This is a genomic window from Duganella sp. CY15W (assembly GCF_009857555.1).
GTDB lineage: Bacteria > Pseudomonadota > Gammaproteobacteria > Burkholderiales > Burkholderiaceae_D > Rugamonas > Rugamonas sacchari.
Map to the genome: position 1 here is coordinate 400,768 of NZ_WWCQ01000001.1, position 24,649 is coordinate 425,416.

24 protein-coding genes and 1 riboswitch are annotated in these 24,649 nt (G+C 61.2%); of the genes, 14 read left to right on the plus strand and 10 right to left on the minus strand.

What is annotated here, in order from left to right; genetic code table 11:
- Positions 1-17: 17 nt before the first annotated feature.
- The 8 genes from GTP58_RS01850 to GTP58_RS01885 form a co-directional block, all read right to left on the minus strand.
- On the minus strand, positions 18-746 hold the full coding sequence (locus GTP58_RS01850) for a bifunctional 2-polyprenyl-6-hydroxyphenol methylase/3-demethylubiquinol 3-O-methyltransferase UbiG (protein WP_161076056.1): 729 nt from the start codon (positions 744-746) through the stop codon (positions 18-20).
- Between the two features lie 28 nt (positions 747-774).
- Positions 775-1,371, minus strand: a complete 597-nt coding sequence (locus GTP58_RS01855) for a glutathione S-transferase family protein (RefSeq protein WP_161077232.1) — start codon at positions 1,369-1,371, stop codon at positions 775-777.
- Positions 1,372-1,406: 35 nt separating this feature from the next.
- On the minus strand, positions 1,407-1,733 hold the full coding sequence (locus GTP58_RS01860; RefSeq protein WP_161076057.1) for a hypothetical protein: 327 nt from the start codon (positions 1,731-1,733) through the stop codon (positions 1,407-1,409).
- 40 nt (positions 1,734-1,773) lie between these two features.
- A riboswitch (SAM-I-IV-variant riboswitch) is annotated at positions 1,774-1,876 on the minus strand.
- 94 nt (positions 1,877-1,970) lie between these two features.
- On the minus strand, positions 1,971-2,744 hold the full coding sequence (locus GTP58_RS01865) for a hypothetical protein (protein WP_161076058.1): 774 nt from the start codon (positions 2,742-2,744) through the stop codon (positions 1,971-1,973).
- A gap of 5 nt (positions 2,745-2,749) precedes the next feature.
- Complete coding sequence (locus tag GTP58_RS01870; RefSeq protein WP_072780859.1) at positions 2,750-3,160, minus strand: hypothetical protein; 411 nt, start codon at positions 3,158-3,160, stop codon at positions 2,750-2,752.
- Between the two features lie 36 nt (positions 3,161-3,196).
- A complete protein-coding gene (locus GTP58_RS01875) occupies positions 3,197-3,577 on the minus strand; it encodes a BlaI/MecI/CopY family transcriptional regulator (protein WP_072780858.1) in 381 nt (126 codons plus the stop codon).
- Between the two features lie 18 nt (positions 3,578-3,595).
- Positions 3,596-4,885, minus strand: a complete 1,290-nt coding sequence (locus GTP58_RS01880; protein ID WP_161076059.1) for a leucine-rich repeat-containing protein kinase family protein — start codon at positions 4,883-4,885, stop codon at positions 3,596-3,598.
- 80 nt (positions 4,886-4,965) lie between these two features.
- Positions 4,966-5,802 (minus strand): MBL fold metallo-hydrolase, encoded by an 837-nt coding sequence (locus GTP58_RS01885; RefSeq protein WP_161076060.1) that lies wholly within the window; start codon positions 5,800-5,802, stop codon positions 4,966-4,968.
- A gap of 101 nt (positions 5,803-5,903) precedes the next feature.
- Here GTP58_RS01885 and GTP58_RS01890 point away from each other — a divergent pair, with 101 nt between their 5' ends.
- The 7 genes from GTP58_RS01890 (at position 5,904) to GTP58_RS01920 (ending at position 14,982) form a co-directional block, all read left to right on the plus strand.
- On the plus strand, positions 5,904-6,809 hold the full coding sequence (locus tag GTP58_RS01890) for a LysR family transcriptional regulator (RefSeq protein ID WP_161076061.1): 906 nt from the start codon (positions 5,904-5,906) through the stop codon (positions 6,807-6,809).
- Positions 6,810-7,066: 257 nt separating this feature from the next.
- On the plus strand, positions 7,067-9,922 hold the full coding sequence (locus tag GTP58_RS01895; RefSeq protein ID WP_161076062.1) for a 2-oxoglutarate dehydrogenase E1 component: 2,856 nt from the start codon (positions 7,067-7,069) through the stop codon (positions 9,920-9,922).
- Between the two features lie 121 nt (positions 9,923-10,043).
- A complete protein-coding gene (odhB, locus tag GTP58_RS01900) occupies positions 10,044-11,297 on the plus strand; it encodes a 2-oxoglutarate dehydrogenase complex dihydrolipoyllysine-residue succinyltransferase (RefSeq protein ID WP_161076063.1) in 1,254 nt (417 codons plus the stop codon).
- 88 nt (positions 11,298-11,385) lie between these two features.
- Positions 11,386-11,709 (plus strand): PspC domain-containing protein, encoded by a 324-nt coding sequence (locus tag GTP58_RS01905; RefSeq protein WP_161076064.1) that lies wholly within the window; start codon positions 11,386-11,388, stop codon positions 11,707-11,709.
- 3 nt (positions 11,710-11,712) lie between these two features.
- Positions 11,713-13,143, plus strand: a complete 1,431-nt coding sequence (gene lpdA, locus GTP58_RS01910; protein ID WP_072780846.1) for a dihydrolipoyl dehydrogenase — start codon at positions 11,713-11,715, stop codon at positions 13,141-13,143.
- Positions 13,144-13,212: 69 nt separating this feature from the next.
- Positions 13,213-14,310: a cell division protein ZapE gene (zapE, locus tag GTP58_RS01915; protein WP_161076065.1), complete on the plus strand. Its 1,098-nt coding sequence runs from the start codon at positions 13,213-13,215 to the stop codon at positions 14,308-14,310.
- A gap of 12 nt (positions 14,311-14,322) precedes the next feature.
- Entirely contained in the window at positions 14,323-14,982 is a 660-nt protein-coding gene (locus GTP58_RS01920) for a hypothetical protein (protein WP_161076066.1), read from the plus strand.
- Here GTP58_RS01920 and GTP58_RS01925 read toward each other — a convergent pair whose 3' ends face one another.
- Positions 14,983-15,786 (minus strand): PP2C family serine/threonine-protein phosphatase, encoded by an 804-nt coding sequence (locus GTP58_RS01925; RefSeq protein WP_161076067.1) that lies wholly within the window; start codon positions 15,784-15,786, stop codon positions 14,983-14,985.
- A 136-nt stretch (positions 15,787-15,922) separates the two neighbouring features.
- Here GTP58_RS01925 and GTP58_RS01930 point away from each other — a divergent pair, with 136 nt between their 5' ends.
- Both GTP58_RS01930 and GTP58_RS01935 read left to right on the plus strand, forming a co-directional pair.
- A complete protein-coding gene (locus tag GTP58_RS01930; RefSeq protein ID WP_008450659.1) occupies positions 15,923-16,123 on the plus strand; it encodes a YdcH family protein in 201 nt (66 codons plus the stop codon).
- A gap of 23 nt (positions 16,124-16,146) precedes the next feature.
- The gene (locus tag GTP58_RS01935) at positions 16,147-18,183 is read left to right on the plus strand and encodes an ATP-dependent DNA helicase (RefSeq protein WP_072780842.1); all 2,037 of its coding nucleotides are present in this window, start codon (positions 16,147-16,149) and stop codon (positions 18,181-18,183) included.
- A 105-nt stretch (positions 18,184-18,288) separates the two neighbouring features.
- On the opposite strand, the gene GTP58_RS01940 is transcribed toward GTP58_RS01935, so the two are convergent.
- Positions 18,289-19,269 (minus strand): NADPH:quinone oxidoreductase family protein, encoded by a 981-nt coding sequence (locus GTP58_RS01940; RefSeq protein WP_161076068.1) that lies wholly within the window; start codon positions 19,267-19,269, stop codon positions 18,289-18,291.
- Positions 19,270-19,438: 169 nt separating this feature from the next.
- Between GTP58_RS01940 and GTP58_RS01945 the strand changes: the two genes are divergently transcribed.
- From GTP58_RS01945 to GTP58_RS01965, 5 genes are all read left to right on the plus strand, one after another.
- On the plus strand, positions 19,439-20,044 hold the full coding sequence (locus GTP58_RS01945) for a toll/interleukin-1 receptor domain-containing protein (protein WP_161076069.1): 606 nt from the start codon (positions 19,439-19,441) through the stop codon (positions 20,042-20,044).
- Positions 20,045-20,053: 9 nt separating this feature from the next.
- Positions 20,054-22,015 (plus strand): KGGVGR-motif variant AAA ATPase, encoded by a 1,962-nt coding sequence (locus GTP58_RS01950; protein ID WP_161076070.1) that lies wholly within the window; start codon positions 20,054-20,056, stop codon positions 22,013-22,015.
- Positions 22,016-22,085: 70 nt separating this feature from the next.
- Positions 22,086-22,823, plus strand: coding sequence for a 5'/3'-nucleotidase SurE (gene surE / locus GTP58_RS01955; protein ID WP_072780836.1), 738 nt, complete (start codon positions 22,086-22,088; stop codon positions 22,821-22,823).
- Positions 22,820-23,689 carry a protein-L-isoaspartate(D-aspartate) O-methyltransferase gene (locus tag GTP58_RS01960; protein ID WP_161076071.1) on the plus strand — a complete coding sequence of 290 codons (870 nt, stop codon included), beginning with the start codon at positions 22,820-22,822 and terminating at the stop codon, positions 23,687-23,689. Before surE ends, GTP58_RS01960 begins: the two co-directional genes overlap by 4 nt.
- Before the next feature lie 29 nt (positions 23,690-23,718).
- Positions 23,719-24,648: a peptidoglycan DD-metalloendopeptidase family protein gene (locus GTP58_RS01965; protein ID WP_072780833.1), complete on the plus strand. Its 930-nt coding sequence runs from the start codon at positions 23,719-23,721 to the stop codon at positions 24,646-24,648.
- Position 24,649 lies beyond the last annotated feature (1 nt).

The following is a 24,649-nucleotide window of genomic DNA, read 5'->3' on the forward strand; positions in this document are numbered from 1 at the left end:
AATCGCTGATGGATGCGCTAACGCTGCGCCGAGACCAGCACCAGCATCGGCCGCTGCGCTTCTTCCGCCAGCGCCGGCGTGGCCACGATCTGCTGCGCGCTCGGCCCCCATTCCTCGACATGGCGAAGTGTGAAGCCGGCAGCCATGAGCGCGTTCAAGGTGGTGCCCAAGGTCCGGTGGTACTTGCGTACGCCGTCGGCCAGCCAGTTGCTGATGCGCGGGCCTTCGTTTTGATAATTGTTGACGGCCCAGGAGCGCTGGCCATCGTCATCCGTGAGCCAGGCCTGGCGTGTCGGGCAGGTGTAAATCGGATGTTCGGTGGAGAACACCAGCCATCCGCCCGGCTGCAGCGCCTGATGGATGGCCGCCAGCAGCGGCGCAAGGTCGGGCAGGTAGTGCAAGGTCAGCGAGCTGTAGACCAGATCGAACGCCTGAGCGGGCAGTGCGAGCTGTTCAAGGTCGCCGAGCCGGTAGCTGATGCCGGCATCGTCGGTCAGCTCCCGTGCACGGGCCAGCATTTTCTCGGACAGGTCGATGCCAACGACTTCCGCCGCCCCTGCGGCGCGGGCGCTGCGGCAAAACCAGCCGTAGCCGCAGCCAAGGTCGATCACCCGTTTTCCTGACAGGTCCGGGAGCATGGCCTGGATCGCGGCCCATTCGGGCGCGCCATCAAGACCTCGCTGCGAGCGTGGCAGTTGCGCGTAGCCGTCGAAGAAGGCTTGGTTGTCGTAGATATTCTGGGACATGGTGGGTTCCTGAAGACAGCGGGTCCGGCTACGCTGTCGGCCGCGTGTTGAACGCCTGTTGATCGGCAAAGGCGCGTTGATAGGCATGGCGGGCTTCGCCACGGGCGACGTAGGCGGCAAGGCGGGGGAATTCGTCCAGGATGCCGGATGGTCTTAGCTGGAGCAGCACCGAAACCATCATCAAGTCACCCGCGCTGAACGCGCCATCCAGCCAGTCGGCATCACCGAGGCGTGCGGAGAGTTGATTCAGGCGCTGGCGGATGCGGTCTGCAATCAACGGCATACGCTCTTTGCTCCACGGCTTGTCGCCTTCCTGGAACTTGGCGGTGGCGATTTCCAGGATCGGCGGCTCCACGGTGTTGAGGGCGGCAAAGATCCAGGTGATCGCGCGGGCGCGGGCATTGGCGTCATCCGGCAGCAAACCTGGGTGGTGCGAGGCGATGTGAAAAATGATGGCGCCGGACTCGAACAGCGCCAGCTCGCCTTCCTCGTAGGTCGGGATCTGGCCAAAAGGGTGGAGCCGCAGATGCGCCGGCTCCTTCATCGCAGCAAACGACACGGGCCGTACTTCGTAGGCCAGACCGGCTTCTTCCAGCGCCCACCGTACGCGCGTGTCGCGCGCCAGTCCCTTGCCGCCATCCTGACATGACGACGTATGACTTAACGCGAAATCGACACGGCGCTGTCAAAGTGCAGCATGTGTTCGACGTGGACCTTGATTTCGCTGTTGAGGCTGGCAAACGCCTTGCGCAACGCGCGCGCGGACGCCTCGCCGATGCCGCCCACAGTAATGCTGTGCTCGTAACAGCCGCCACGACGCAGGATAAGCCATTTGTCGACGCGCGCGTTTGAACTTTTCAAGGTCGATTCCAGCTGGCCGGCGACCGGTTCGCTGGCGCCCAGCAGCAGATGAAAGGTATGGGTCATGCGGAACTGGTTGTCCAGTGCGCTGACGTTGTCGGGGGAGTGGGCGGTAAGAGTCGTCATGGTTTCTCCAGAAAGCTTGGCTCGATTCGGAGCAAACCATGTGCGCCCGCTTCGTTGCCGTTAATAGGCCGCATCGCCGTAAAGGCTTCCACCTTGCCCGGGTAGGCAGGTTGGCGTCGGATAACCGACTCTTGATGCTAAATAATTTATAACAGATTGGCTTGAACAAAATCCGCTATAAAGAACTGGTGTTCAATATAGCGGAAATTTCCTGATGAGGCAATAGGCCGGTGCGCGCTACGCCGGTATCTGCAGCGAGGCGTCTATGCAAAGCCGTACAAACGCCTGGTAGCGGTTTGCCGCTTTGCCAACAACGGGCGTTTGGCGCTGGCGTTGATATTCCTGATAGAAGAAAGCCGCCAGGTCGGCCCGGGATTCCAGGAAAATTTTAATGAGGCCCTCGGCCGCCTGCTTGTTGTCAACCCAGAGTGCAATGTCGAGCGCCCAGTCCGGAAACCGGGTGATCTCCGGACGTGCAAGCAGATGGGTGCTGAGGCTTTCCATGGACGAGCAGGCATCGAACGCGGGAAGCACGATACTGCGCACAGTCTCGATCATGCTCTGGATTTCGTTGGCGCGGGTGTGTGCATCCACCAGCTGCCATTTCAGGTAAGTGTGCGCCGGGCTCAGATAGCCGGCTTGCGTGGTCCAGACGGTGGCGCTGTCCGTCACGCCATGGTTTATTTGACGCCACTTTTCCAGCGCAGCGGACTTCACCTGGGCGTGCATGGCAACGGCAACATGATGGCCGGAGGTGTTGGCGCTGTCGGCCTGAAACGACACGATCTGGGTGAATGGGCCGGCCTTGCGTGAAAACCGCAGTCCGCTTTTCGCCCACTTGAAGCCGTCGGCGGCAAATGCGGCGGCAACGGCGCTGCAGCTGTCGATCACGACGTCGCCCACCAGTTCGGTCCCCTCAGGGACGGCCTGGAATCGCCCGGCATGGCTGCGGCCGCGTGACTCGGTGATATCTTGAACGTGGTCGTCCAGTGAGGCTAATTTCTTTGGCATGGCTGTCACGACTCCCTGTGACGGCGGTCCGGGCGCAGCACCAGCAGCCACCAGCCCAGCACGCCCAGCGTCAGCTGAGGCAGGTTGTACAGGAATTTATCCAGCGTCACATCGCGCCGCTGCGGCCAGGCGCTGCTGGCGGTTTCGGCGATGATGTTGGTGTGGTAGAAGCAGGCCGCCAGCAGGAACAGCGCGGCGATGCCCCAGATGGACGGCAGGCTGGTGATGCGGTGACGCAGCAGCGCCGCAAACGGGTACACGAGCACGCAGCAGAACGTATAGGCAAACAGATTGGCGGGCAGGTTTGCCAGATCGGCGTGCGGCAGCACGACAGGCACGGCGCATATCGCCACGCCCAGCATGACAGCCAGAACAGGATGCGCCCGTTCGGGCCAGGAAGAGAAGCGAGTAGTCATCTGATGGTGCGCAGTGAAAGGAGCACCATTGTAGTGCTACTTTTCCTGGTCGAGCAGGGCCTGGATTTCTTCGCGTTCTTTTTTGCTGACATGACCGCCGCGCAGGGCGGCCAGCACCAGCGCTTTGCCTGAGCCGGCAAAGGCTTTCTGGATCAGGTCCTTGAGCAGGTTGGTCTGGACGGAGTCCTGCTCCTGTACCGGCGCGTAGACGTGGGCGCGCTGGCTTTCATCGCGCGCCAGCAAGCCCTTGGTGTGCATCACTTGCAGCACGCGCAGCACGGTGGCGTAGTTCATGTCCGGACGCGTTTCCAGAGCGGCTTCGTGCACTTGCCGCGCAGTGGCGGGGCCGAGCGCGAACAGCAGGCGCAGCATCTCCAGTTCGGAGGCGGTCGGTTTGGGCAGATTGGCGGTACTCATGGATGTAGAATAAAATATCTAGAATGGATTGTCTAGCTGTTCTTGGATGCGGGCGAAGCGTGGCTGGCCTTGCTGGCAGACGGCTTGCAGTTCACGCAACGCGGCTGGCGCGGCGTCGCAGCGGTCCAGCAGTTCTTCCAGCAGGTTGCCGAAGGCGCGCACTTCCAATGTCTGCATGGCGTCGGCCTGCGGGCCGGCGGCGTCGTAGAAGGAGGCGGCGCCAAAGTCGCCCAGCAGCGTGTGGCCGTGGTCGTCGTGCAGGATGTTGTGGGCGTACAGGTCGCCGTGCATGATGCCGTGGCGGTGTAGTTGCGCAGCGGCGGAGGCGATGGCGCGCGCGATCGCCAGCGCCGCCGGCAGGCCGAAGCGCTTGCCGGCGGCGTAGATGTCGCGCGTGCAGCTGTCCAGGCTTGGCGGGCCGGCCAGATTGTGGAAGGCCGGATCGATGAGCGCCATCACCAGGCCGTGGGTGGCGTCGGGATGGTCTGCAACGTGGCCGAGCACCGGGATCAGGTTCGGATGCGCGCCGGCGCCGAGGCAGGCCGCCATTTCGCTGAGCGGCGAGCCGTCGCTGGTCATGGCGGCGCGGAACAGCTTGACGGCGACTGGCTGGGCGGAGCCGGCGCCACGCTGCCAGTCGGCGCGGTGGATGATGCCGGAGGCGCCTTCGCCCAGCTTTTCGCGCAGCGTCAGCGCGGACCACGGGATGGCGGCGGACGGCGTGTGCACCAGCGTGTCTTCCAGCTGGTCGCACAGCGGATTGCCGGCATAAGCCAGCCAGGTCAGGCGCGGCAGCGACAGCAGCCAGTCCGGCAGCGCGGTCAACTGGTTGCTGGCGATGCGCAGCAGTTCCAGTTTGTGCAGCTGGGCCATGGACGCGGGCAGCGCGCGCAGGCGGTTCCCGGCCAGCATGAGCTTTTGCAGCAGCGGGCGTTCGCCCAGGGCCGCAGGCAGCTCTTCGATAGCGTTATCGGTCAGTACCAGCCAGCGCAACGCAGCGGGCAGGGCGGCGGCGGGCACGTGGCGGATGCGGTTGGCCTTGAAGCCGACCATGGTCAGCGCCGGGCACGCGCCCAGCACCGCTGGCAGTTCTTCAAACAGATTGTCCGAGCAGAAAATGATGCGCAGCTTGTGCAGCCGGTGCAGATCGTCCGGCAGCGCGCTCAGGGCATTGCCGGAGAGGTCGAGAATTTCCAGGCTGTCGGCCAGCGCGTAGATCTCGCGCGGGAATTCGGTGAGGCCGCAACGCAAGGTCAGGCGCGTGATGCCTGCCAGCGCGCCGCTGCGCAACTGCTCAAGGGTGTGCATGGGAAGAGGGGATAAACAACGACGGCGCAGTGTATCACTTCACCGCCGCTGTCGCCGCCTCGTCTCAGCGCATTACCACTTCACCACTTCATTTCGCCCTTGGCGACCTTGGCGCTGATTTCCAGCGCGCTTTGCAGGCCGGCATTTGGATACAGCTGTTTCATGCGGGCGATCAGCGCGGACGAATCGGCGGCTTTGGCGGTTTCGCCTTCAAACTTGACCAGGTAGTCGCGGGTGTAGGCGATGCTGTCCGGCGTCAGCGGCGCCGATGGTGCAAAGTGGCCTGGCACCACGGTGGTTGGCTTCAGCGCGGCGATGCGGTCCAGCGTGGACAGCCACTGCTTGCGCGATTCCGGCGTCTGGCTGTCGGCGGTCCACACGTGCAGGCCGTTGAACACTTCGACGCCGCCTACCACGGCTTTGATCGATGGAATCCACACGTATTCGCGGGTGATGTCCAGCTTTTGGCCTTCCAGCGTGATGACATTGCCTTTGAGGGGCTGCGGCACGATCACTTCATGCGGCGCGTTGTCTTTCAGTATCGGACCCCAGTAAGCGACCTTGGCGGCCTTCTTGCGCTCGATGCCGGCGATGACGTCAGGCAGGGCGACGATTTTCGCGTCCGGGAAGGCGGCGTGGATCACGTCCAGGCCGAAGTAGTAGTCCGGATCATCATTGCTGATGTAGACGGTGGTCAGGCGCTTGCCGCCGGCCTTGATCTTCTCCACCAGTTTCACGGCTTCGCCACGCGAGAACTGGGCGTCGATCAGCACCGCATCCTTGGCGCCGCTGACGATTACTGAGGCGACCGGGAAGATGGCGGCTTCGCCAGGATTGAAAACGTCCAGCTTCAGCGGCGCGGTGTGGGCGCTGATGGTGGTGGCGAGGGCGGCGGTCAGCAGGGCTTGCTTCAACATGGTCAACTCCAGAAAAGTAAGAATGACGCTATCTTAAATTTCTTAATCCGATAGAAAAATAGGTTATTCTGGCTTTATTAATTGCATAAATCGGACGAATCATGGATCGCATCACAGCTGCACGGGTGTTTGTCAGCATTGCCGAGCGGGGCAGCATGATTGCCGCCGCCGATGCGCTGGACATGTCGCGCGCCATGGTCACGCGCTATCTGGCGGAGATGGAGGAGTGGGCCGGCGCGCGCCTGCTGCAGCGGAGCACGCGCCGCCTGAGCCTGACCGATGCCGGCGACGTCACGCTGGCGCGCTGCCGCCGCATGCTGGAGGTGGCGGACGACATGGCCGTTGCCGCCGGCGACGAGGCCGATGTGCCGCAGGGCCTGCTGCGCATCACGTGTTCGCAGTCGCTGGCGCAGGCCGAGGTGGCCAGTGCCGTCGGCGCCTACCTGAAGCGCTACCCGCGCACGGCGGTCGATCTGCAAATGAATAACCGCGCCGTCAACCTGATCGAGGAGCGCATCGACCTGGCGCTGCGTGTCACCAACACACTGGAGCCGAACCTGATCGCCCGTCAGTTGGGCAACTGCGATTCGGTGGTGTGCGCAGCGCCGTCCTACCTCAAGGAGCGCGGCACGCCGCAGCAGCCGCAGGACCTGGCGGGCCACAATTGCCTGACCTACACCTATTTCGGCAAAAGCCTGTGGCAATTCACGCGCGGGCAGGATGGCGCCGCGCTGTCGGTGCCGGTCAGCGGCAACCTGTCCGCCAATGAAGACCTGATCCTGCTGAAAGCGGCGGAGCAGGGCGCCGGCATCGCGCTGCAGCCGCTGTATAGCGCGGCGCCGCTGATCGCCGATGGCAGGCTGGTGGCGTTGCTCCCAGGCTACACTCCGCAGCGCATGGGGATCTATGGCATCTACACTTCGCGCCAGCATATGCCGCCAGCCTTGCGTACCATGCTGGACTTGTTACTGAATTGGTTTGATGGCAAAAAACCGTTAAAAATATGAAAACATTGCGTGGGCAACCAGCATCCATGCGGCTTAAGTTAAAATTAACGGCGAAAGATTCATCCGGATTTTGTCGCGCCAATGGTTGTTGGGATACAATACCGGTGCTATGCTGAAGGACCCGTTTTAGGTATAACCCAAACAAATAGCCCTTCCCCCACAACTTGATGTGCAATCCGCTAACCGGTCAGGCCGTGTCGCGGAAGGTTAGATTAACCCGCTAATTCCTCGCGAAGCGCGAAGAAAGGTGAGCAAGAATGATGCAACAATACACGTCCAACTCCTACCTGTTTGGTGGGAACGCCCCGTACGTTGAGGAACTGTACGAAGCGTACCTCGACAATCCAGGCTCCGTCCCAGACAACTGGCGCGCTTACTTCGACGCCATGCAGCACGTCCCGGCAGTCGATGGTTCCAACAAACCCGACGTGGCCCACGCCTCCGTCATCGCCTCCTTCGCCGAGCGCGCCAAAGCAGGTCCCATCCGCACCGTAACCGCCTCCGCCGACGCCGAAATGGGCCGCAAGCGCGTTGCCGTGACTCAGCTGGTCGCAGCCTACCGTTACCTGGGCTCCCGCTGGGCCAACCTGGACCCGCTGCAACGTCAGGAGCGTCCAAGCATTCCGGAACTGGAGCCAAGCTTCTACGGCTTCTCGGATGCGGACATGGACACCGTATTCAACATCAGCAACACCTACTTCGGCCCAGAGACCGCGACCCTGCGCGACCTGCTGAACTACCTGCGCGACACCTATACCCGTTCGATCGGCGCAGAGTATATGTACATCTCCGACCCGACCGAAAAGCGCTGGCTGCAAGAGCGCCTGGAGTCGATCCGCTCGACCCCGAACTTCACCCCGGAAAAGAAAAAGCACATCCTGGAGCGTCTGACTGCGGCCGAAGGCCTGGAGCGCTACCTCCACACCAAATACGTTGGCCAGAAGCGCTTCTCGCTGGAAGGCGGCGAAACCTTCATCGCCTCGATCGATGAAATCATCCAGCGCGCCGGCGAAAAAGGCGTGCAAGAAATCGTCATCGGCATGGCCCACCGCGGCCGACTGAACGTGCTGGTCAACACCCTGGGCAAAGCACCAAAAGACCTGTTCGAAGAATTCGAAGGCAAGCACGGTGACGACCTGCCAGCGGGCGACGTCAAATACCACCAGGGCTTCTCGTCGGACATCTCGACCGTTGGCGGTCCTGTCCACCTGTCGCTGGCGTTCAACCCATCGCACCTGGAAATCGTCAACCCAGTGGTTGAAGGTTCGGTCAAAGCCCGTATGGATCGCCGTGGCGACCATGGCGGCAAACAGGTCCTGCCTATCCTGGTCCACGGCGACGCTGCATTCGCTGGCCAGGGCGTGGTCATGGAAACCCTGAATCTGGCGCAAACCCGTGGTTACGGCACCGGCGGTACCGTGCACATCGTGATCAACAACCAGATCGGTTTCACCACCTCCGACCCGCGCGATGCCCGTTCGACCATCTACTGCTCGGACGTCGTCAAGATGATCGAAGCACCGGTGCTGCACGTGAACGCCGATGATCCGGAAGCCACCGTGCTGGCGTCGCAGATCGCCATGGACTACCGCACCGAGTTCGGTAAGGACATCGTGGTCGACATCATCTGCTACCGCAAACTGGGCCACAACGAGCAAGACACGCCAGCGCTGACCCAGCCGCTGATGTACAAGAAAATCGGCAAGCACCCAGGCACCCGCAAGCTGTATGCCGACAAGCTGGCTACCCAGAACGTGATCCCGGCCGACGGCGGCGAACAAATGCAAACCGCCTACCGCGACGCGATGGACGCCGGCAAGCACACCGTCGATCCAGTGATCTCCAACTTCAAGAACAAGTACGCCGTTGACTGGCTGCCGTTCCTGAACAAGAAATGGACCGACGCTGCCGACACCGCCGTGCCGATGACCGAACTGAAACGCCTGGCCACCCGCATCACCACCGTGCCGGAAAACTTCAAGGTCCACTCGCTGGTCGAGAAAGTGCTGGCTGACCGCGCTGCCATGGGCCGTGGTGAAGTCAACCTGGACTGGGGCATGGGCGAACACCTGGGCTTCGCGTCGCTGGTATCGTCGGGCTACGCAGTGCGCCTGACCGGCCAGGATGCTGGCCGTGGCACCTTCGTGCACCGTCACGCTGTGCTGCACGACCAGAACCGTGAACGCTGGGACGCAGGCACCTACGTGCCACTGCAGAACATCGCAGAAGGCCAGGCGCCATTCACCGTGATCGACTCGGTGCTGTCGGAAGAGGCAGTGCTGGCGTTTGAATACGGCTACTCGACCGCTGAACCAAACACCCTGACCATCTGGGAAGCCCAGTTCGGCGACTTCGTCAACGGCGCCCAGGTCGTGATCGACCAATTCATCAGCTCCGGCGAAGTGAAGTGGGGCCGCGCTTCCGGCCTGGTCATGATGCTGCCACACGGCTACGAAGGCCAGGGTCCAGAGCACTCGTCGGCGCGCCCAGAGCGCTTCCTGCAGCTGTGCGCGGACAACAATATGCAAGTGGTGCAGCCAACCACCGCATCGCAGATCTTCCACGTGCTGCGTCGCCAGATGGTGCGCCAGTTCCGCAAGCCGCTGGTCATCATGACCCCGAAATCGCTGCTGCGTAACAAGGATGCCGGCTCGCCGCTGACCGACCTGGCCAAAGGCGCGTTCCAGACCGTGATCGGTGAAGTGGACGAGAAGATCGACGCCAAGAAAGTCAAACGCGTGATCGCCTGCTCGGGCAAGGTCTACTACGACCTGGTCAATGCACGCAAAACCCGCGGCCAGACCGATACCGCCATCGTTCGTGTTGAGCAGCTGTATCCGTTCCCGCACAAGGCCTTCGCTGCCGAACTGAAAAAGTTCCCAGGCCTGACCGAAGTGGTGTGGGCGCAGGACGAGCCGCAGAATCAGGGCCCATGGTTCCAGATTCAGCACAACATCTTCGAGAGCATGGACGCTGGCCAACGCCTGGCTTACGCCGGCCGCCCAGCCTCGGCATCGCCAGCTGTCGGTTACTACGACAAGCACTACGCTCAACAGAAAGAGCTGCTGGAAACCGCCTTCTCGAAGCTCAAAGGCTTCATCCTGACGAAGTGATGCGCGAAGGCGCCGGGCGAGTCGCCCGGCTCCTGACCAAATAAGCGTCACTACACATTGAACGGAGCGCCGCCTTGCTACGCGGGGCGGCGCCGCAAAAACAAAATATACGGAGTTTTACATGGCAAAAATCGAAGTCAAAGTTCCCCAACTGTCGGAATCCGTCGCTGAAGCGACCATGCTGACCTGGCATAAAAAAGTCGGCGACACCGTTGCGCGCGACGAAAACCTGATCGATATCGAAACCGATAAAGTGGTTCTGGAACTGCCAGCACCGGCGGCCGGCACCCTGGTGCAAATCATCAAGGGCGATGGCAGCACCGTGGTTGCTGACGAACTGATCGCCATTATCGACACCGAAGGCGGCGCTGCTGTTGCCGCACCTGCTGCTGCCGCTGCTCCAGCACCTGCCGCTGCGCCTGCCGCCGCTGCACCAGCTGCTGCAACCGGTGGTTCGAAAGGCGACGTGGCGATGCCTGCCGCTGCCAAGATCCTGTCGGAAAAAGGCCTGTCGGCTTCCGACGTTGCCGGTTCGGGCAAAGATGGCCGCGTGACCAAGGGCGACGCCCTGGCAGCTTCGGCGCCTGCTACCCCGGCCGTTGCGCCACTGGCCGCACCTGCTGCCAAGCCAGCACTGGCACAAGTTGCTGCACCAGCCGCTGCCAACCTGGGCGACCGTCCAGAAGAGCGCGTGCCGATGAGCCGTCTGCGTGCACGTATCGCTGAGCGTCTGATCCAGTCGCAATCGACCAACGCCATCCTGACCACCTTCAACGAAGTGAACATGGCGCCAGTCATGGAACTGCGCAACAAGTACAAAGACAAGTTCGAGAAAGAGCATGGCGTCAAGCTGGGCTTCATGTCGTTCTTCGTCAAGGCTGCAGTTGCCGCGCTGAAGAAATACCCGATCATCAATGCATCGGTGGACGGCAATGACATCGTCTACCACGGCTACTTCGACATCGGTATCGCAGTGGGTTCGCCACGCGGCCTGGTGGTGCCTATCCTGCGCAATGCTGACCAAATGTCGATCGCTGACATCGAGAAGAAAATCGGTGAATTCGGCGCCAAAGCCAAGGACGGCAAGCTGACCCTGGACGACCTGACCGGCGGTACCTTCTCGATCTCGAACGGCGGCACCTTCGGCTCGATGCTGTCGACCCCGATCATCAACCCGCCACAATCGGCGATCCTGGGCGTGCACGCGACCAAAGACCGCGCCGTGGTTGAAAACGGCCAGATCGTTGTTCGTCCGATGAACTACCTGGCGATGTCCTATGACCACCGCATCATCGACGGCCGCGAAGCCGTGCTGGGCCTGGTGGCCATGAAGGAAGCGCTGGAAGATCCTGCACGTCTGCTGCTGGACCTGTAATTTGTCCGGCGACCCCGGCACACCAGGGTCTGACCCCGTACGGGGTCAGACCCTGACGATTGCAGGGTTTAACTAAGAGGATCGTGGAATGAGCGTTGCTGAAGAAATCAAGCGTTTGCACGAACTGCATCAGGCGGGTGCGCTGTCGGACGAAGAGTTCGCGGCTGCCAAGGCCCGTTTGCTGAACAAGGAAGAAAGCCCGGGCGCCAGCAGCGATTTTTCGCGCTTGCGCCGTGCGCGCACCGACCGCTGGCTCGGTGGCGTCTGCGGTGGCCTGGCCCGCATCAGCGGTGTCGAATCGTGGATCTGGCGTTTGCTGTTTGTACTGTTTGTGCTGACCTTTGGTTTCGGTCTGGCGATATACATTCTCTTGTGGATCTTCGTCCCAGAAGACGAACTGATTGGAAATTAAAAAATGAGTAAACAATTTGACGTAGTAGTCATCGGCGCCGGTCCTGGCGGTTACATCGCCGCTATCCGTGCTGCACAACTAGGCTTCTCGGTTGCTTGCGTGGACGCGTGGGAAAACGAAAAGGGCGGCCCTGCACCAGGCGGCACCTGCACCAACGTCGGCTGCATCCCATCGAAAGCACTGCTGCAATCGTCGGAACACTACGAGCACGCCGGCCATGCGTTCAAGGACCACGGCATCGACGTTGCCGGCCTGTCGCTGAACCTGCCGCAAATGATCAAGCGCAAAGACACCGTTGTGAAGCAAAACAACGACGGCATCCTGTTCCTGTTCAAGAAAAACAAAGTGACCTTCTTCCACGGCCGTGCTGCCTTCGCTGGCGCCGCTACTGCTGAAGGCTACCCGCTGGCCATCTCGGCGCCTGCCAACGAGACCATCACCGGCAAGCAAGTGATCATCGCCACCGGCTCCAACGCCCGTGCTCTGCCTGGCGCAGACTTCGATGAAAAACTGATCCTGTCGAACACCGGCGCGCTGACCATCGGCGAAGTGCCGAAGAAGCTGGGCGTGATCGGCGCCGGCGTGATCGGCCTGGAAATGGGTTCGGTATGGCGTCGTCTGGGTTCGGAAGTGACCGTGCTGGAAGGCCTGCCAGTGTTCCTGGGCGCCGTGGACGAGCAGATCGCCAAGGAAGCCAACAAGCTGTTCACCAAACAGGGCCTGAGCATTAACCTGGGCTGCAAGATCGGCAAGATCACCAAGGGCGACAACAACGTCACCGTGGAATACGAAAACGCCAAGGGCGAAGCCACCACCACCGTGTTCGACAAGCTGATCGTATCGATCGGCCGTACCCCGAACACCAACGGCCTGGCGGCGGACAAAGTTGGCCTGGCGCTGGACGAGCGTGGTTTCGTGGCTGTCGACGACGACTGCAAAACCAACCTGCCAGGCGTATGGGCAGTGGGTGACGTGGTGCGCGGCCCGATGCTGGCGCACAAGGCGGAAGAAGAAGGCGTGGCAGTGGCCGAGCGTATCGCTGGCCAGCATGGCCACACCAACTTCAACACCATCCCTTGGGTCATCTACACCTCGCCGGAAATCGCGTGGGTTGGCCGCACCGAGCAGCAACTGAAGGCCGACGGCGTCGCTTACAAAGCCGGCACCTTCCCGTTCCTGGCCAACGGCCGCGCACGCGCGCTGGGTGATACCTCGGGCATGGTCAAGTTCCTGGCCGACGCCACCACCGACGAAATCCTCGGTGTGCACATCATCGGTCCTATGGCTTCGGAACTGATTTCGGAAGCGGTAGTGGCGATGGAGTTCAAAGCTTCGGCTGAGGACATCGCACGCATCTGCCACGCTCACCCTTCGCTGTCGGAAGCGACCAAGGAAGCAGCGCTGGCAATCGATAAACGTACGCTCAACTTCTAAGTTGATGACGTAGCCGTTGTAAGGCGGGCCGCCATGGCCCGCCGTTTTTGTTTGTGCCGAATGAACACGATGAACGTCCAAGAGTACTACCACAATGCGCTCTCGCAGCGCGGCTACAAGCCCGATGACGCGCAACTGCGCGCGATCAACCGTCTGCAGCAATGCTATGACGAGTGGGTGGAATACAAGTCGCAGCGCTCCAGCACCTTCAGGCGCCTGATTAACCGTCCGGCCGTGCCGAAAGGCGTGTACATGTGGGGCGGCGTGGGACGTGGTAAGTCCTTCCTGATGGACAGCTTCTTCTCGGTGGTGCCGCTGGTGCGCAAGACGCGCCTGCACTTCCATGAATTCATGCGCGATGTGCACCGCCAGCTCGATGATCTGCGCGGCGTTGCCGATCCGCTGGATGAAGTGGCCAAGCGCGTGGCCAAGAAATACCGTCTGATCTGCTTCGATGAATTCCACATCTCCGATGTGGCCGACGCCATGATCATGTACAACCTGCTGAAGGCGCTGTTTGATAACGGCGTGTCCTTCATCATGACCTCCAACTACGATCCGCAGCTGCTGTATCCGGACGGCCTGCACCGCGACCGCATCCTGCCCACTATCGATCTGCTGTACGAAAAGCTGGACGTCATGAATATCGACGCCGGCATCGACTACCGTGGCCGCGCGCTGGAGCAGGTGGAGGCCTACTACACGCCGCTCAACGCGAAGACCGATCAGGCGCTGCGCGACGCCTACGCCAGCGTTGCCGAGACGGCCGACGAAGATCCGGTGATCCGCATTGAGGCGCGCGAGATCCGCGCGCTGCGCCGCGCCGGCACCATCATCTGGTTCGACTTCAACACGCTGTGCGGCGGGCCGCGCTCGCAGAACGATTACCTGGAAATCGCCAGCCGTTTCCATACCGTGATATTGTCCGGGGTGCCGATGATGTCGGCATCGATGTCGTCGGAAGCGCGCCGCTTCACCTGGCTGATCGACGTGTTCTACGATCAGGGCGTGAAGCTGCTGATGTCGGCCGAAGTCGAGCCGGAAGAGCTGTACACGACCGGCGCCATGGCCAACGAATTCCATCGCACCGTGTCGCGCATCGTCGAGATGCAGTCGCAGGAATACATGAACCGCCAGCAGCGCGGCGCTGCAGCGTCGCTGGCGTAATCGGATCAGGATATGAAAGCACTTATCGCATTGCTGGGCGCCGCCGTCATCACCATGACGGCACAGGCCCAGAACGTAACTTCGGTGGCGCAGGCCGATGCCGCACTGGTGCAGGTGGCCAGCGACCGCGCCGCCGCCAACGAGGAATTTGCCGCCAGCGAGCGCGAATGCTCGGCCAAATTCTTCGTCAATAACTGTCTGGACAAGGCCAAGGAAAAACGCCGCGTGGCGCTGTCCGCAATCCGTGCGCGGGAAGTCGATGCGCAGCACTTCAAGCGTGCCGACTCTGTCGCCAGGCGCGATGGCGACCTGGCTGAACGCGCACGCAAGGATGCGGACGAAGCGGCGCTGCGTGCCGCCCAGCCCGCCAAACCGGCCAAGGAAGAGAAAGCGCCTGCTCCGGCGCCAAGCGGCCAGCGCGTAGCCGACCGTGAGGCCGAACACGCCGCCAAGATCAAGCGTCTGGAACAGCAGGACGCTGCCGAAGCAGCCAAGCGCGCCGCCAATGTCCAGGCCTACGAGAAGAAGAAAGCCGAGTCCGAACGTCGCCAGACCCAGGTCGAGCGCAAGAAAGCGGAAAACGCCGAGAAAGCGAAGGCAGCTGCCGAGCGCGCCGAAGCGGACAAGAAAAAAGCGGAAGCACAAGCCGCCGCAGCAGCCTCCAAGAAGTAATCACACGGCGCGGCGCATCTGCTGCACCGTGTAGGCGGGGGCCTGAGGCGGTGGTGCCACCAGCTTGATGATGGCCATTGAGCAGTTGTCGCCTTTGCCTTGCGCCCGCTCGCCGGCCTTGCCGATCAGGCGTTCGGCCGCCTGGCGCGGCGTGTTGCGGGCCACCGCTGCGGCCAGCTCCTCGGGCCGGAACAGCTGCCATAAACCATCGGAGCACAGCATCAGCGCATCGCCGGCCTGCAAGCCCTGGTGGCAGCCGACGGTGACAAACGGCTCTTTCATGCTGTTGCCGATCACGTTATGCAGCAGGCGCGAGCTGCGGTGCTTCTTTGCCGCTTCCGCCGGCAGCTGCTCGACATTGACCAGATGCTCAATATAGGCGCTGTCGTTGGTGCGCATGGCGCAGGTCTCGCCGGCAAAACGGTAGATGCGTGCATCGCCCACATGCGCCCACACGGCTTGCGCCTGCGGCGTCAGCACCAGCAGGGCAAGCGCGCTTTGCGGCTCGGCCACGGCGGCGATCGGGCTCATCTTGATGACCTGGTGGACTTCCAGCGCGATACTGCGCAGCAGCTCCTGCAGGCGGGGCAGGTTGGCGCTGTCGCCGACGCGGAATTCATCAAACAGGTGCTTGCTGGTGAGTAAAGCCTGATCGGCGGCGATGGGGCTGTGATTGCCATCCGCCAGCACCGCCATGACATAGCCGGGCGCCTGGGCTGCCGTGTACAGCGCGACCCGGTCGTTTTGCTGGGGGCGTTGGCCGATGTGCTGGGCGGTCCCGGCTTCGATTTTGTAGGCGCTCATGGCTGACACGGTATCCTGCGCGATCATTCTGTTGGCGGCAGCGCCGCCGTAGATTAAACTATGCACCGTGTCCCAGTTTGTTTGCAATGTGTAGTCGCGTCCCTGTTGTTCCAGTGAAACTATTTGGCTGAGAAATATGACTGATGTACAAGATATCCAACGTCGTTTGATCGAACTCGACGTCGAACACCGCGATCTGGACGCGGTCATCGATATGCTCACGCTGGACGGACACCACGATCAACTGCAATTGCGCCGTCTCAAAAAGCGCAAGCTGCAACTGAAAGACCATATCACTTTGCTTAAAATGCAGCTGGTACCTGACGTCCCGGCGTAAATAACGCCACAAGCCGATTTATTTTGACCGAACACCTCCCACCGTCCGCAGACGCCACGCCCGCCATCATCGGCGCCACCCCTGAACAGCCTCCCGGCAAGTACGATTCCGAGGTCGAGCGCCTGTTTGGCGCTGGCGGCCCGCTGGGGCCGGCCGTGGGCGACTTCCGCCCGCGCCGCTCGCAGACCGAAATGGCCAAGGCAATTGCGTCGGCGATTGCCAACCAGACCACGCTGATTGCCGAGGCGGGCACGGGCACGGGCAAAACTTTTGCCTATCTGGTGCCGGCGCTGCTGTGGGGCGGCAAGACCATTGTTTCGACCGGGACCAAGAACTTGCAGGATCAGCTGTTCCTGCGCGACATTCCTTCGGTGCGCAGTGCGCTGCAGGCGCCGGTGTCGGTAGCGCTGTTGAAGGGGCGTTCGAACTACCTGTGCCACTATCATCTGGAGCGCACGCTGCAGAATGGCCGCATGACCTCGCGCGATGACGTCGGCTATCTGCGCGAAATTTCGCGTTTTCTCAAGATGACCAAGACCGGCGACAAGGCCGAGCTAGCCCGTGTGCCGGAAAACGCCCTGATCTGGAACCTGGTGACCTCAACGCGCGACAACTGCATGGGCGCGGAGTGCCAGTATTACCAGGATTGCTTCATCATGAAGGCGCGCAAGGAAGCGCAGCAGGCGGACGTGGTGGTGGTCAACCACCACCTGTTCTTCGCCGACGTGGCGCTGAAAGACTCGGGCGTCGCCGAACTGCTGCCGTCCGCCAACACGATTATCTTCGACGAGGCGCACCAACTGCCGGATACCGCCACCCTGTTCTTCGGCGACACGTTTTCCACGTCCCAGGTGCTGGAACTGTGCCGCGATGTGCTGGCCGAAGGCCTGTCCAACGCGCGCGATGGCGCCGACTGGGGCAAGGTCGTTACCGTGGTGGAAAAGGCGGCGCGCGACCTGCGCCTGACTTTCCCTCAGGACATCGTGCGCCTGTCGCTGCCGCAAATCGCGCCGTCGAGCGACTTCTTCCCGGCGCTGGAAACCTTGAAGGACGAGCTGGACGGCATGATGGCCGTGCTGGAAAAGCAGGCGGAACGCGCCGAAACGCTGGAACAATGCCGCCAGCGCGGCGTGGAACTGGTGGCGCGCCTGGCGGCATGGAAATTTGATCCCAAGGCCAGGGTCGCCAAAGGCGAAGAAGCCGTGTTCTGGGTTGAAGCGTTCGCCTCATCCTTGCAGCTGCACAAGACACCGCTGTCGATCGCGCCGATCTTCAACGGCCAGCGCGAAGGCGTGCCGCGCAGCTGGATTTTCACCTCCGCAACCTTGGCGGTGAAAAACGACTTCAGCCATTTTTCCGAGCAAATGGGCCTGGACAAGGAGCCGTCGATGTCGTGGCCGAGCCCGTTCAATTACGAAGAACAGGGTATTTTGTACGTGCCCACCGGCTTGCCGGACCCGAATTCCTTCGGTTACACGGACGCTGTGCTAGATCTGGCCTTGCCGGTCATCGAGGCGGCAGGCGGAAAAACTTTCCTTTTGTGCACGACTTTGCGCGCGGTAAAGCGTGCCGCCGAGCGCCTGCGCGACGAATTCGAGAAGCGCGGTCTGCCATTCCCGCTGTTTGTGCAAGGCGACAAAGGCCGCACCGAGCTGCTGGATCAGTTCCGGAAAGCAGGAAATGGCGTGCTGATCGGTTCACAGAGTTTCTGGGAAGGCGTGGACGTGCGGGGTGATGCGCTGTCGTTGGTGATTATCGACAAGCTTCCGTTCGCGCCGCCGGATGATCCGGTACTGGCCGCGCGCATCGAAGTGATGGAAAAACAGGGCAAAAACGGCTTCATGCACCACACTCTGCCGGAAGCCATCATCAACCTGAAGCAGGGCGCAGGCCGTCTGATCCGCGATGAAAAAGACCAGGGCGTGCTGATGTTGTGCGATCCGCGCGTGATTTCCAAGCCTTACGGCAAGCGCATCTGGCAGAGTTTACCGTCCTTCAAACGCACGCGCGAACAAGACGTCGTCCTCGAATTCTTCAAAAACAAGAATTCTGATCAGTAACTTTCAGTATCAAAATCCGGGGTCAGTTCTTGCAATCCAACACGAGCTCAACTATTGAATAGCTGAGCTCGTGTTGGATTGCAAGAACTGACCCCGGATTGGGTTTTATGATTGCGGCAATACAATCACCTTGCCAGTGACCTTGCGGGCGGCCATGTCTTTGAGCGCTTGCGCGGCGTCTTCGAGTTTGTAGCGTCCGGAAATGTGGGGTTTGATTTTGCCTTCGTGTAACCATTGCAGCAGTTGGCGCATATTGCTGGCGTTGCCTTTTGGATCACGTTTGGTGAATTCACCCCAGAATACGCCGACCAGTGATGCACCTTTGAGCAAGGTCAGGTTCAGCGGCAATTTCGGAATTTCGCCGTTGGCGAAGCCGACCACCAGGTAGCGTCCTCCCCACCCGATCGAACGGAATGCCGGTTCGGCATACTCGCCGCCGACAGGGTCATAAATCACGTCCGGGCCTTTGCCGCCCGTCGCGGCCTTTACCGCTTCGCGTAAATCTTCCTTGCTGTAGTTAATCAGGACGTCGGCGCCGTGCTGGCGGCAGACTTCCAGCTTCTCATCGGTGGAGGCGCAAGCAATAATGCGGGCGCCAAGGGCTTTTCCTATCTCTATTGCAGCCAGGCCTACCCCTCCAGCTGCGCCAAGAATTAGCATGTTCTCACCATTTTTTAGCATGGCGCGGTCGACTATCGCGTGATAGGAGGTGCCGTAGGTGAGGGTGATGGCGGCTGCGGTGTCGAAATCCATGCCGGGCGGCATTGGAATCAACGATTGCACTGGCGCTAATAGTTGTTGTCCAAAACCACCGGTAGGGGCGAAGGCGATGACCTTGTCGCCGGCTTTAAAGGTGGTCATATCACTACCGGTTGAGCGGATGATGCCGGCCACTTCGCTGCCCGGAACAAATGGCAGCTCTGGCTTGAATTGATACTTTCCTTGCACGATTAATACGTCCGGAAAATTTACACCGGCCGCTTGCACGTCGATGACCACCTGTCCGGAACCCGCTTGCAGATCTTGTAATTCTTGCACTTTCAGGGTGTCTGGCGCTCCCCAGTTTTCGCACACCACAGCTTTCATTCTGGTCTCCTTGTTTTTAAAAAAGAGCGAAAAAAGAACGCTCGTTATATTTTTATCTTACCCCAAACTGCCAGCCGCTTGCGCAAAGTTATGGCTGGCACACGTTTGTGCTGGCGCAAAGTGTCTGCATTCTGGCTTGTTAGAGTTGGTTAAACGCAGGGAGGATGTCATGACTATCCGTCACGGCTGCTTTTTCAGTTATGCCCATGGCCAGCATGCCTACATGAGCAAATTCAAGGACGATCTGGTCGATGCCTTGAAATGCTATCTGGAACCGCATTTTGATAACGAAGACGAGTTATTTGTTGACAGTGAGCAACTCGGCGGCGGAGATGATCTGGATGAAAAAATCGCGCGCGCTTTGTGTGAGAGCGTTTGCATGATTGCCATTTATACACCAAAATACGAAGCCCACGGCTATACCCGCCGGGAGTTTGCAGCCATGCAACTTATCGAACATGAGCGCAAACAGTGGTACACGCTGCCCAGCCATTTGATTATCCCCGTCATCATGACGCGCCATCCGGTCGGCTTGCCGCCGCAAATTGCCGGGCCGGGCATGTATGTGGATTTTTCCCGCTACACGCTGGCCAGCGGCGACTTGAAAACCAATCCAGATTTCATACCGGACATTGAAAAAATCGTCCACCGCATTGCCGAGCATTACCACTGTCTAAAACGAAGCACGCCGCCGGGGCATGACTGCAGTCGTTTTGTGTTGCCGGAAATCCCGCCGGAATGGCGTGTCATTCCTCCTCCACACTTCCCTCGCTAAAGGTTTGCCATGGAATCCATTCCCTTGTCGCTGCCGCCGCTCAGCACCAACGGCGAAGTCATTACTTTCTATTCTTATAAGGGCGGCACCGGTCGCACCATGGCACTCTCCAATATAGCGGTGTTGATGGCGCGTCAGCAGAATGCCACCACGCCCGTGCTCATGATCGACTGGGACCTGGAGGCGCCCGGCTTGCACCATTATTTTGACCACCATCCCGAGCCTAGGCCGGGGGTGCTGGAGTTGTTTGAGGCTTGCCGCGAGCAGTTGCAGCGTCGCCGCAGCGGCACCATGGCGCTGGACGATGAAGAACTCGCCCATGAAGTATTGGCAGCTGTTGGTTGGGAGCAATATGTGAGCCGTGTTGACCAGAGCAGCCAGCTCTACCTGATGCGCGCCGGCCGGTTTGACGACAGTTATGGCGAGCGGCTCGCCGGCCTGCGCTGGGAGGAGCTGTTTAATAGTTGCCCGGCGCTGTTCCGATGCTTTGCCGAGCGGCTGACCCGGCATTTCCGTTATGTGCTGGTGGATTCGCGTACTGGCCGCAGCGATAGCGCCGGCATCTGCACCACCTTGCTTCCTCGTAAGCTCGTCGTGGTGTTTACGCCCAACCGTCAGAGTCTGGAAGGCGTGCAGGCGCTGGTGACACGCGCCACCACTTATCGGCGCAGTCACGAAGACGAGCAGCGGCCTTTGCTGGTCTACCCCTTGCCGTCGCGTATGGAAATGGCCGATAGCGCCCAGCGTGCCCAGTGGCGGCGCGGCGACGAGCGTCAGCGCATTTTCGGTTACCAGCCTAGCTTTGAGGAGCTGATCGGCGAATGCTATGGCATGCAGGACGTGTCGCTGGAGAGCTATTTTGACGAAGTCCAGCTGCAGCAGACCCGTACTTTTGCCTATGGCGAGCAGCTTGCGGTGCGGCTGGATCAGGGCGGCGACCGTTTCTCGCTGACGCGTACTTTCGAAGCGTTTCTTGCTTGGCTGGCGCCGGGCTATTTTCCGTGGCAGTGCAGCCGTGAAATTCATCTGCTGGGCTCGATCAATCAGGCGCGCAAGGCGCTAGAGGAGGGCGGCGTCGCATCGCGCGCTGTTGCCCAGTCACTCGCGCACAATCTCAATCTGCTGGGGGAGTTGTACCGGCGCGATGGCAGCTTGCGGCAAGCGCTGGCTTGTTTCGAGGAAAGCCTCGGTTTGCGCCAGCGCGTCTTGGGCGAAGACCATCCTGATACGTTGTCCAGCAAAGCTTACCTGGCGGCCGGTTTGCGCCAGCAGGGGCGGCTGGATGAATCGCAGTTTCTCGATGAGTGCGTGGTGGAGGCGCGTGAGCGGCAGCTGGGGAATGAACATTTTGACACCTTGTCCGCCCGTACCAGCCTGGCCACCACGCTGGGGCAGCAGGGGCATGTCGCCGAGGCGCTGGCCATACAGGATGCGGTGATCGATATTTATCTGCGCCTGCTGGGGCCTGAGCATCTGCTGACCTTGTCCGCCAAGGCGGTGCGCGCGGAACTGCTGCTACGGCGCGGCGAAACCGAACACGCGCGCAGCCTGCAGGAGCATGTGCTGGCGGCGCGCAAGCGCATGCTGGGTTCCGAGCATGTGGATACACTGCACAGCAAGACGGCGCTGGCGCAGACGCTGGTGCAGATGCAGGAGCTGGACGCGGCCCGCAGTCTGCTGGAAGCCGTGCTGCATGCCCATTTGCTCCGTCTGGGGCCGGATCACCGGGATACTCTCAAGGCGCGCGAGCAGCTCGTGGAAGTCCAATTGCAGCTGGGGATGCCATCCGCCGACCTGCCCATGGTGACCGAACTGCACCAGAATGCCGCCATGGACGACTACGGCGATGCGCTGGTCCGGCCGCTGCGGCCGCGCAACCCGCTGCCAGCCCATAGTTTGTGGTCACACGCCCCGGATGAATTGCTGGCGCTGGACGGCCATCTGGCCGGCATGCGCAGTCCGCCGCGGTGATAGAAATTTATATGTTTTCCGGGCCTCTGCCATGCGCAGTGCGGCCATTGCTTCGGGTAAAATCCCCTGTATGAGAATCCTGATAAGCAATGACGACGGCTACCTGGCGCCCGGTATCAATGCGCTGGCCAGTGCGCTCGCCCCCATCGCTGACATCGTGGTGGTGGCGCCGGACAGCAACCGCTCGGGCGCATCGAACTCCCTGTCGCTGGACCGGCCCTTGTCGGTACAGCAGGCGGCCAATGGCTTTTACTTTGTCAACGGCACGCCCAGCGATTGCGTGCACGTGGCATTGACGGCGCTGCTCGATTACAAGCCCGACCTGGTGGTTTCCGGCATCAACAACGGTCCCAATATGGGGGACGACACGCTGTATTCCGGCACGGTTGCCGCCGCCACCGAGGGATTTTTGTTTGGCATTCCCGCCATCGCCTTTTCCCAGGGCGCATACGGCTGGGAGCATATCGATGATGCCGCACGTCATGCGCGCGACATTATCCAGCGTTATTATGAAACGTTGCCGCGCCCCTGTTTGTGGAACGTGAACATCCCGAATCGTCCTTACGAGCAGCTGAATGTGCTGGCCGCCACCCGTCTGGGCCGGCGCCACCAGTCGGAGCCGGTGATCAAGGCCAAGGACCCGCGCGGCAGGGATATTTACTGGATCGGCCCACCGGGTGCATGCAAGGATGCAGGGGAGGGCACGGATTTCCATGCTGTCGCCCATGGCCGCACATCGATCACGCCGCTGCAAGTCGATCTGACGCACACCACCCAACTCGATGCATTGGCAAAGGCCTTGGCATGACCGAAAAAAACCGTACCTTTCCCTTGCCGCTGTCCTCAGTAGTCGACAAGGGGGCCAAGAAGGCAACGGTATTCGCGCCGGTGGCAACACCGCAAACCGCCACCCAAAATGCTGCGCGCCATGCGCCGCCGCTGTATCCCGCTCCCCGCCCGGTTGCCACGCCGTCCAAGTCGCACAGTTATGCGATGGAGCGGGCGCAGGCCGCGCCGGTGCAGGCGCCGCGCCAGAATCCGCTGGTATCCGATGCGGTGCGCCGTGCGATGGTGCAGCGCATCGCCAAGCAGGGCGTCAAGGACCCGGTCGTGCTGGGCGCCATGGAAACCGTGCCGCGCCATCTGTTCATGGATGAAGGCCTGGCGCCGCAAGCCTATATCGACGCCTCGCTGCCGATAGGCCATCACCAGACCATTTCCCAGCCCTACATCGTCGCCCGCATGATCGAGGTGATGCGCAACGGTGGCCAGCTCCGGCGCGTGCTCGAGATCGGCACCGGCTGCGGCTACCAGGCCGCCGTGCTGTCCTGCGTGGCGCAAGAGGTGTATTCCATCGAGCGCATCAAGCCGTTGCACGAGCTGGCCAAGGCCAATTTGCGGCCGCTGCGCGTGCCGAACCTGCGTCTGCATTACGGAGATGGTATGCTTGGGCTGCCGCAAGCCGCTCCATTTGACGGTATCATTCTGGCCGCGGCCGGTTTGGAAGTGCCGCAAGCCCTGCTGGAACAACTGGCCATCGGCGGTCGCCTGGTCGCGCCAGTGGGGTCCCGCTCACAGCATTTGGAACTGATTACCCGCATCGGCAAGACGGAGTGGACCAGCGAAACGCTGGAAGATTGCCACTTTGTGCCTTTGCGTCCGGGCGTGGTTTAGCGCCCGCACCACTAGACAATACGATGAGAATGACGAATAAAAGTAATTTGCTCGCAATGAGCTTTGCGCTTGCCTTATTAAGCGCGTGTACCACTCCTCCTAATCAGGCCCCGGTCGTAGACCGCACGATCCCGCCGGCCGTCAAACCCGCCACCCCGAGCGAAACGGCGCAGGTGGCGCGCGACGAGCGCGGCCTGTACACCGTGAAAAAGGGCGATACCCTGATCCGCATTGCGCTGGAGTTCGGCCAGAACTACCGCGACCTGGTGGCCTGGAACAATCTGTCCAACCCCAACGACATCAAGGTTGACCAGGTGCTGCGCGTACTGCCGCCCGAGAATGTGAGCGGCGTCGAAACCGCTGCTGTCGTCATGCCGCCATCCGACAAGACGCCGCCGCCACCGCCGGTGGTCAAGAAGACCAGCCCGAAAGGCGACAAGAAACCCTATTCCGAAGCCAATCTGGCCGAGCTGCAACGCGCCGATACCGGCAAGGATGTTGCGGCAACGCCTGCGCCAGCGCCGGCCGCGACGCGTCCAGCGGCGCCGGTGCCGGCCGCGCCAGCCGCACCGGCCATGGCGGCCGACGATGCCAGCCTGACCTGGATCTGGCCGGCGGAAGGCAAGGTGATCGCCACGTTTGACGAAGGCAAGAACAAGGGCGTGGACATCGCCGGCAAGGCCGGTCAGCAGGTCGTGGCTGCCGGGGCAGGAAAAGTGATGTATGCCGGTAGCGGCATCCGCGGATATGGTAATCTCGTTATTGTGAAGCACAGTAATAATTTGTTGTCGGCCTACGCGCACAACCGGACCATCCTGGTCAAGGAAGGGCAAAGCGTCAACAAGGGGCAAATGATTGCGGAAATGGGTGATTCCGATACCGACTCCGTCAAGCTGCACTTTGAAATACGACAGCAAGGCAAACCGGTGGACCCGTCCAGATTCCTGCCTAACCGCTAGC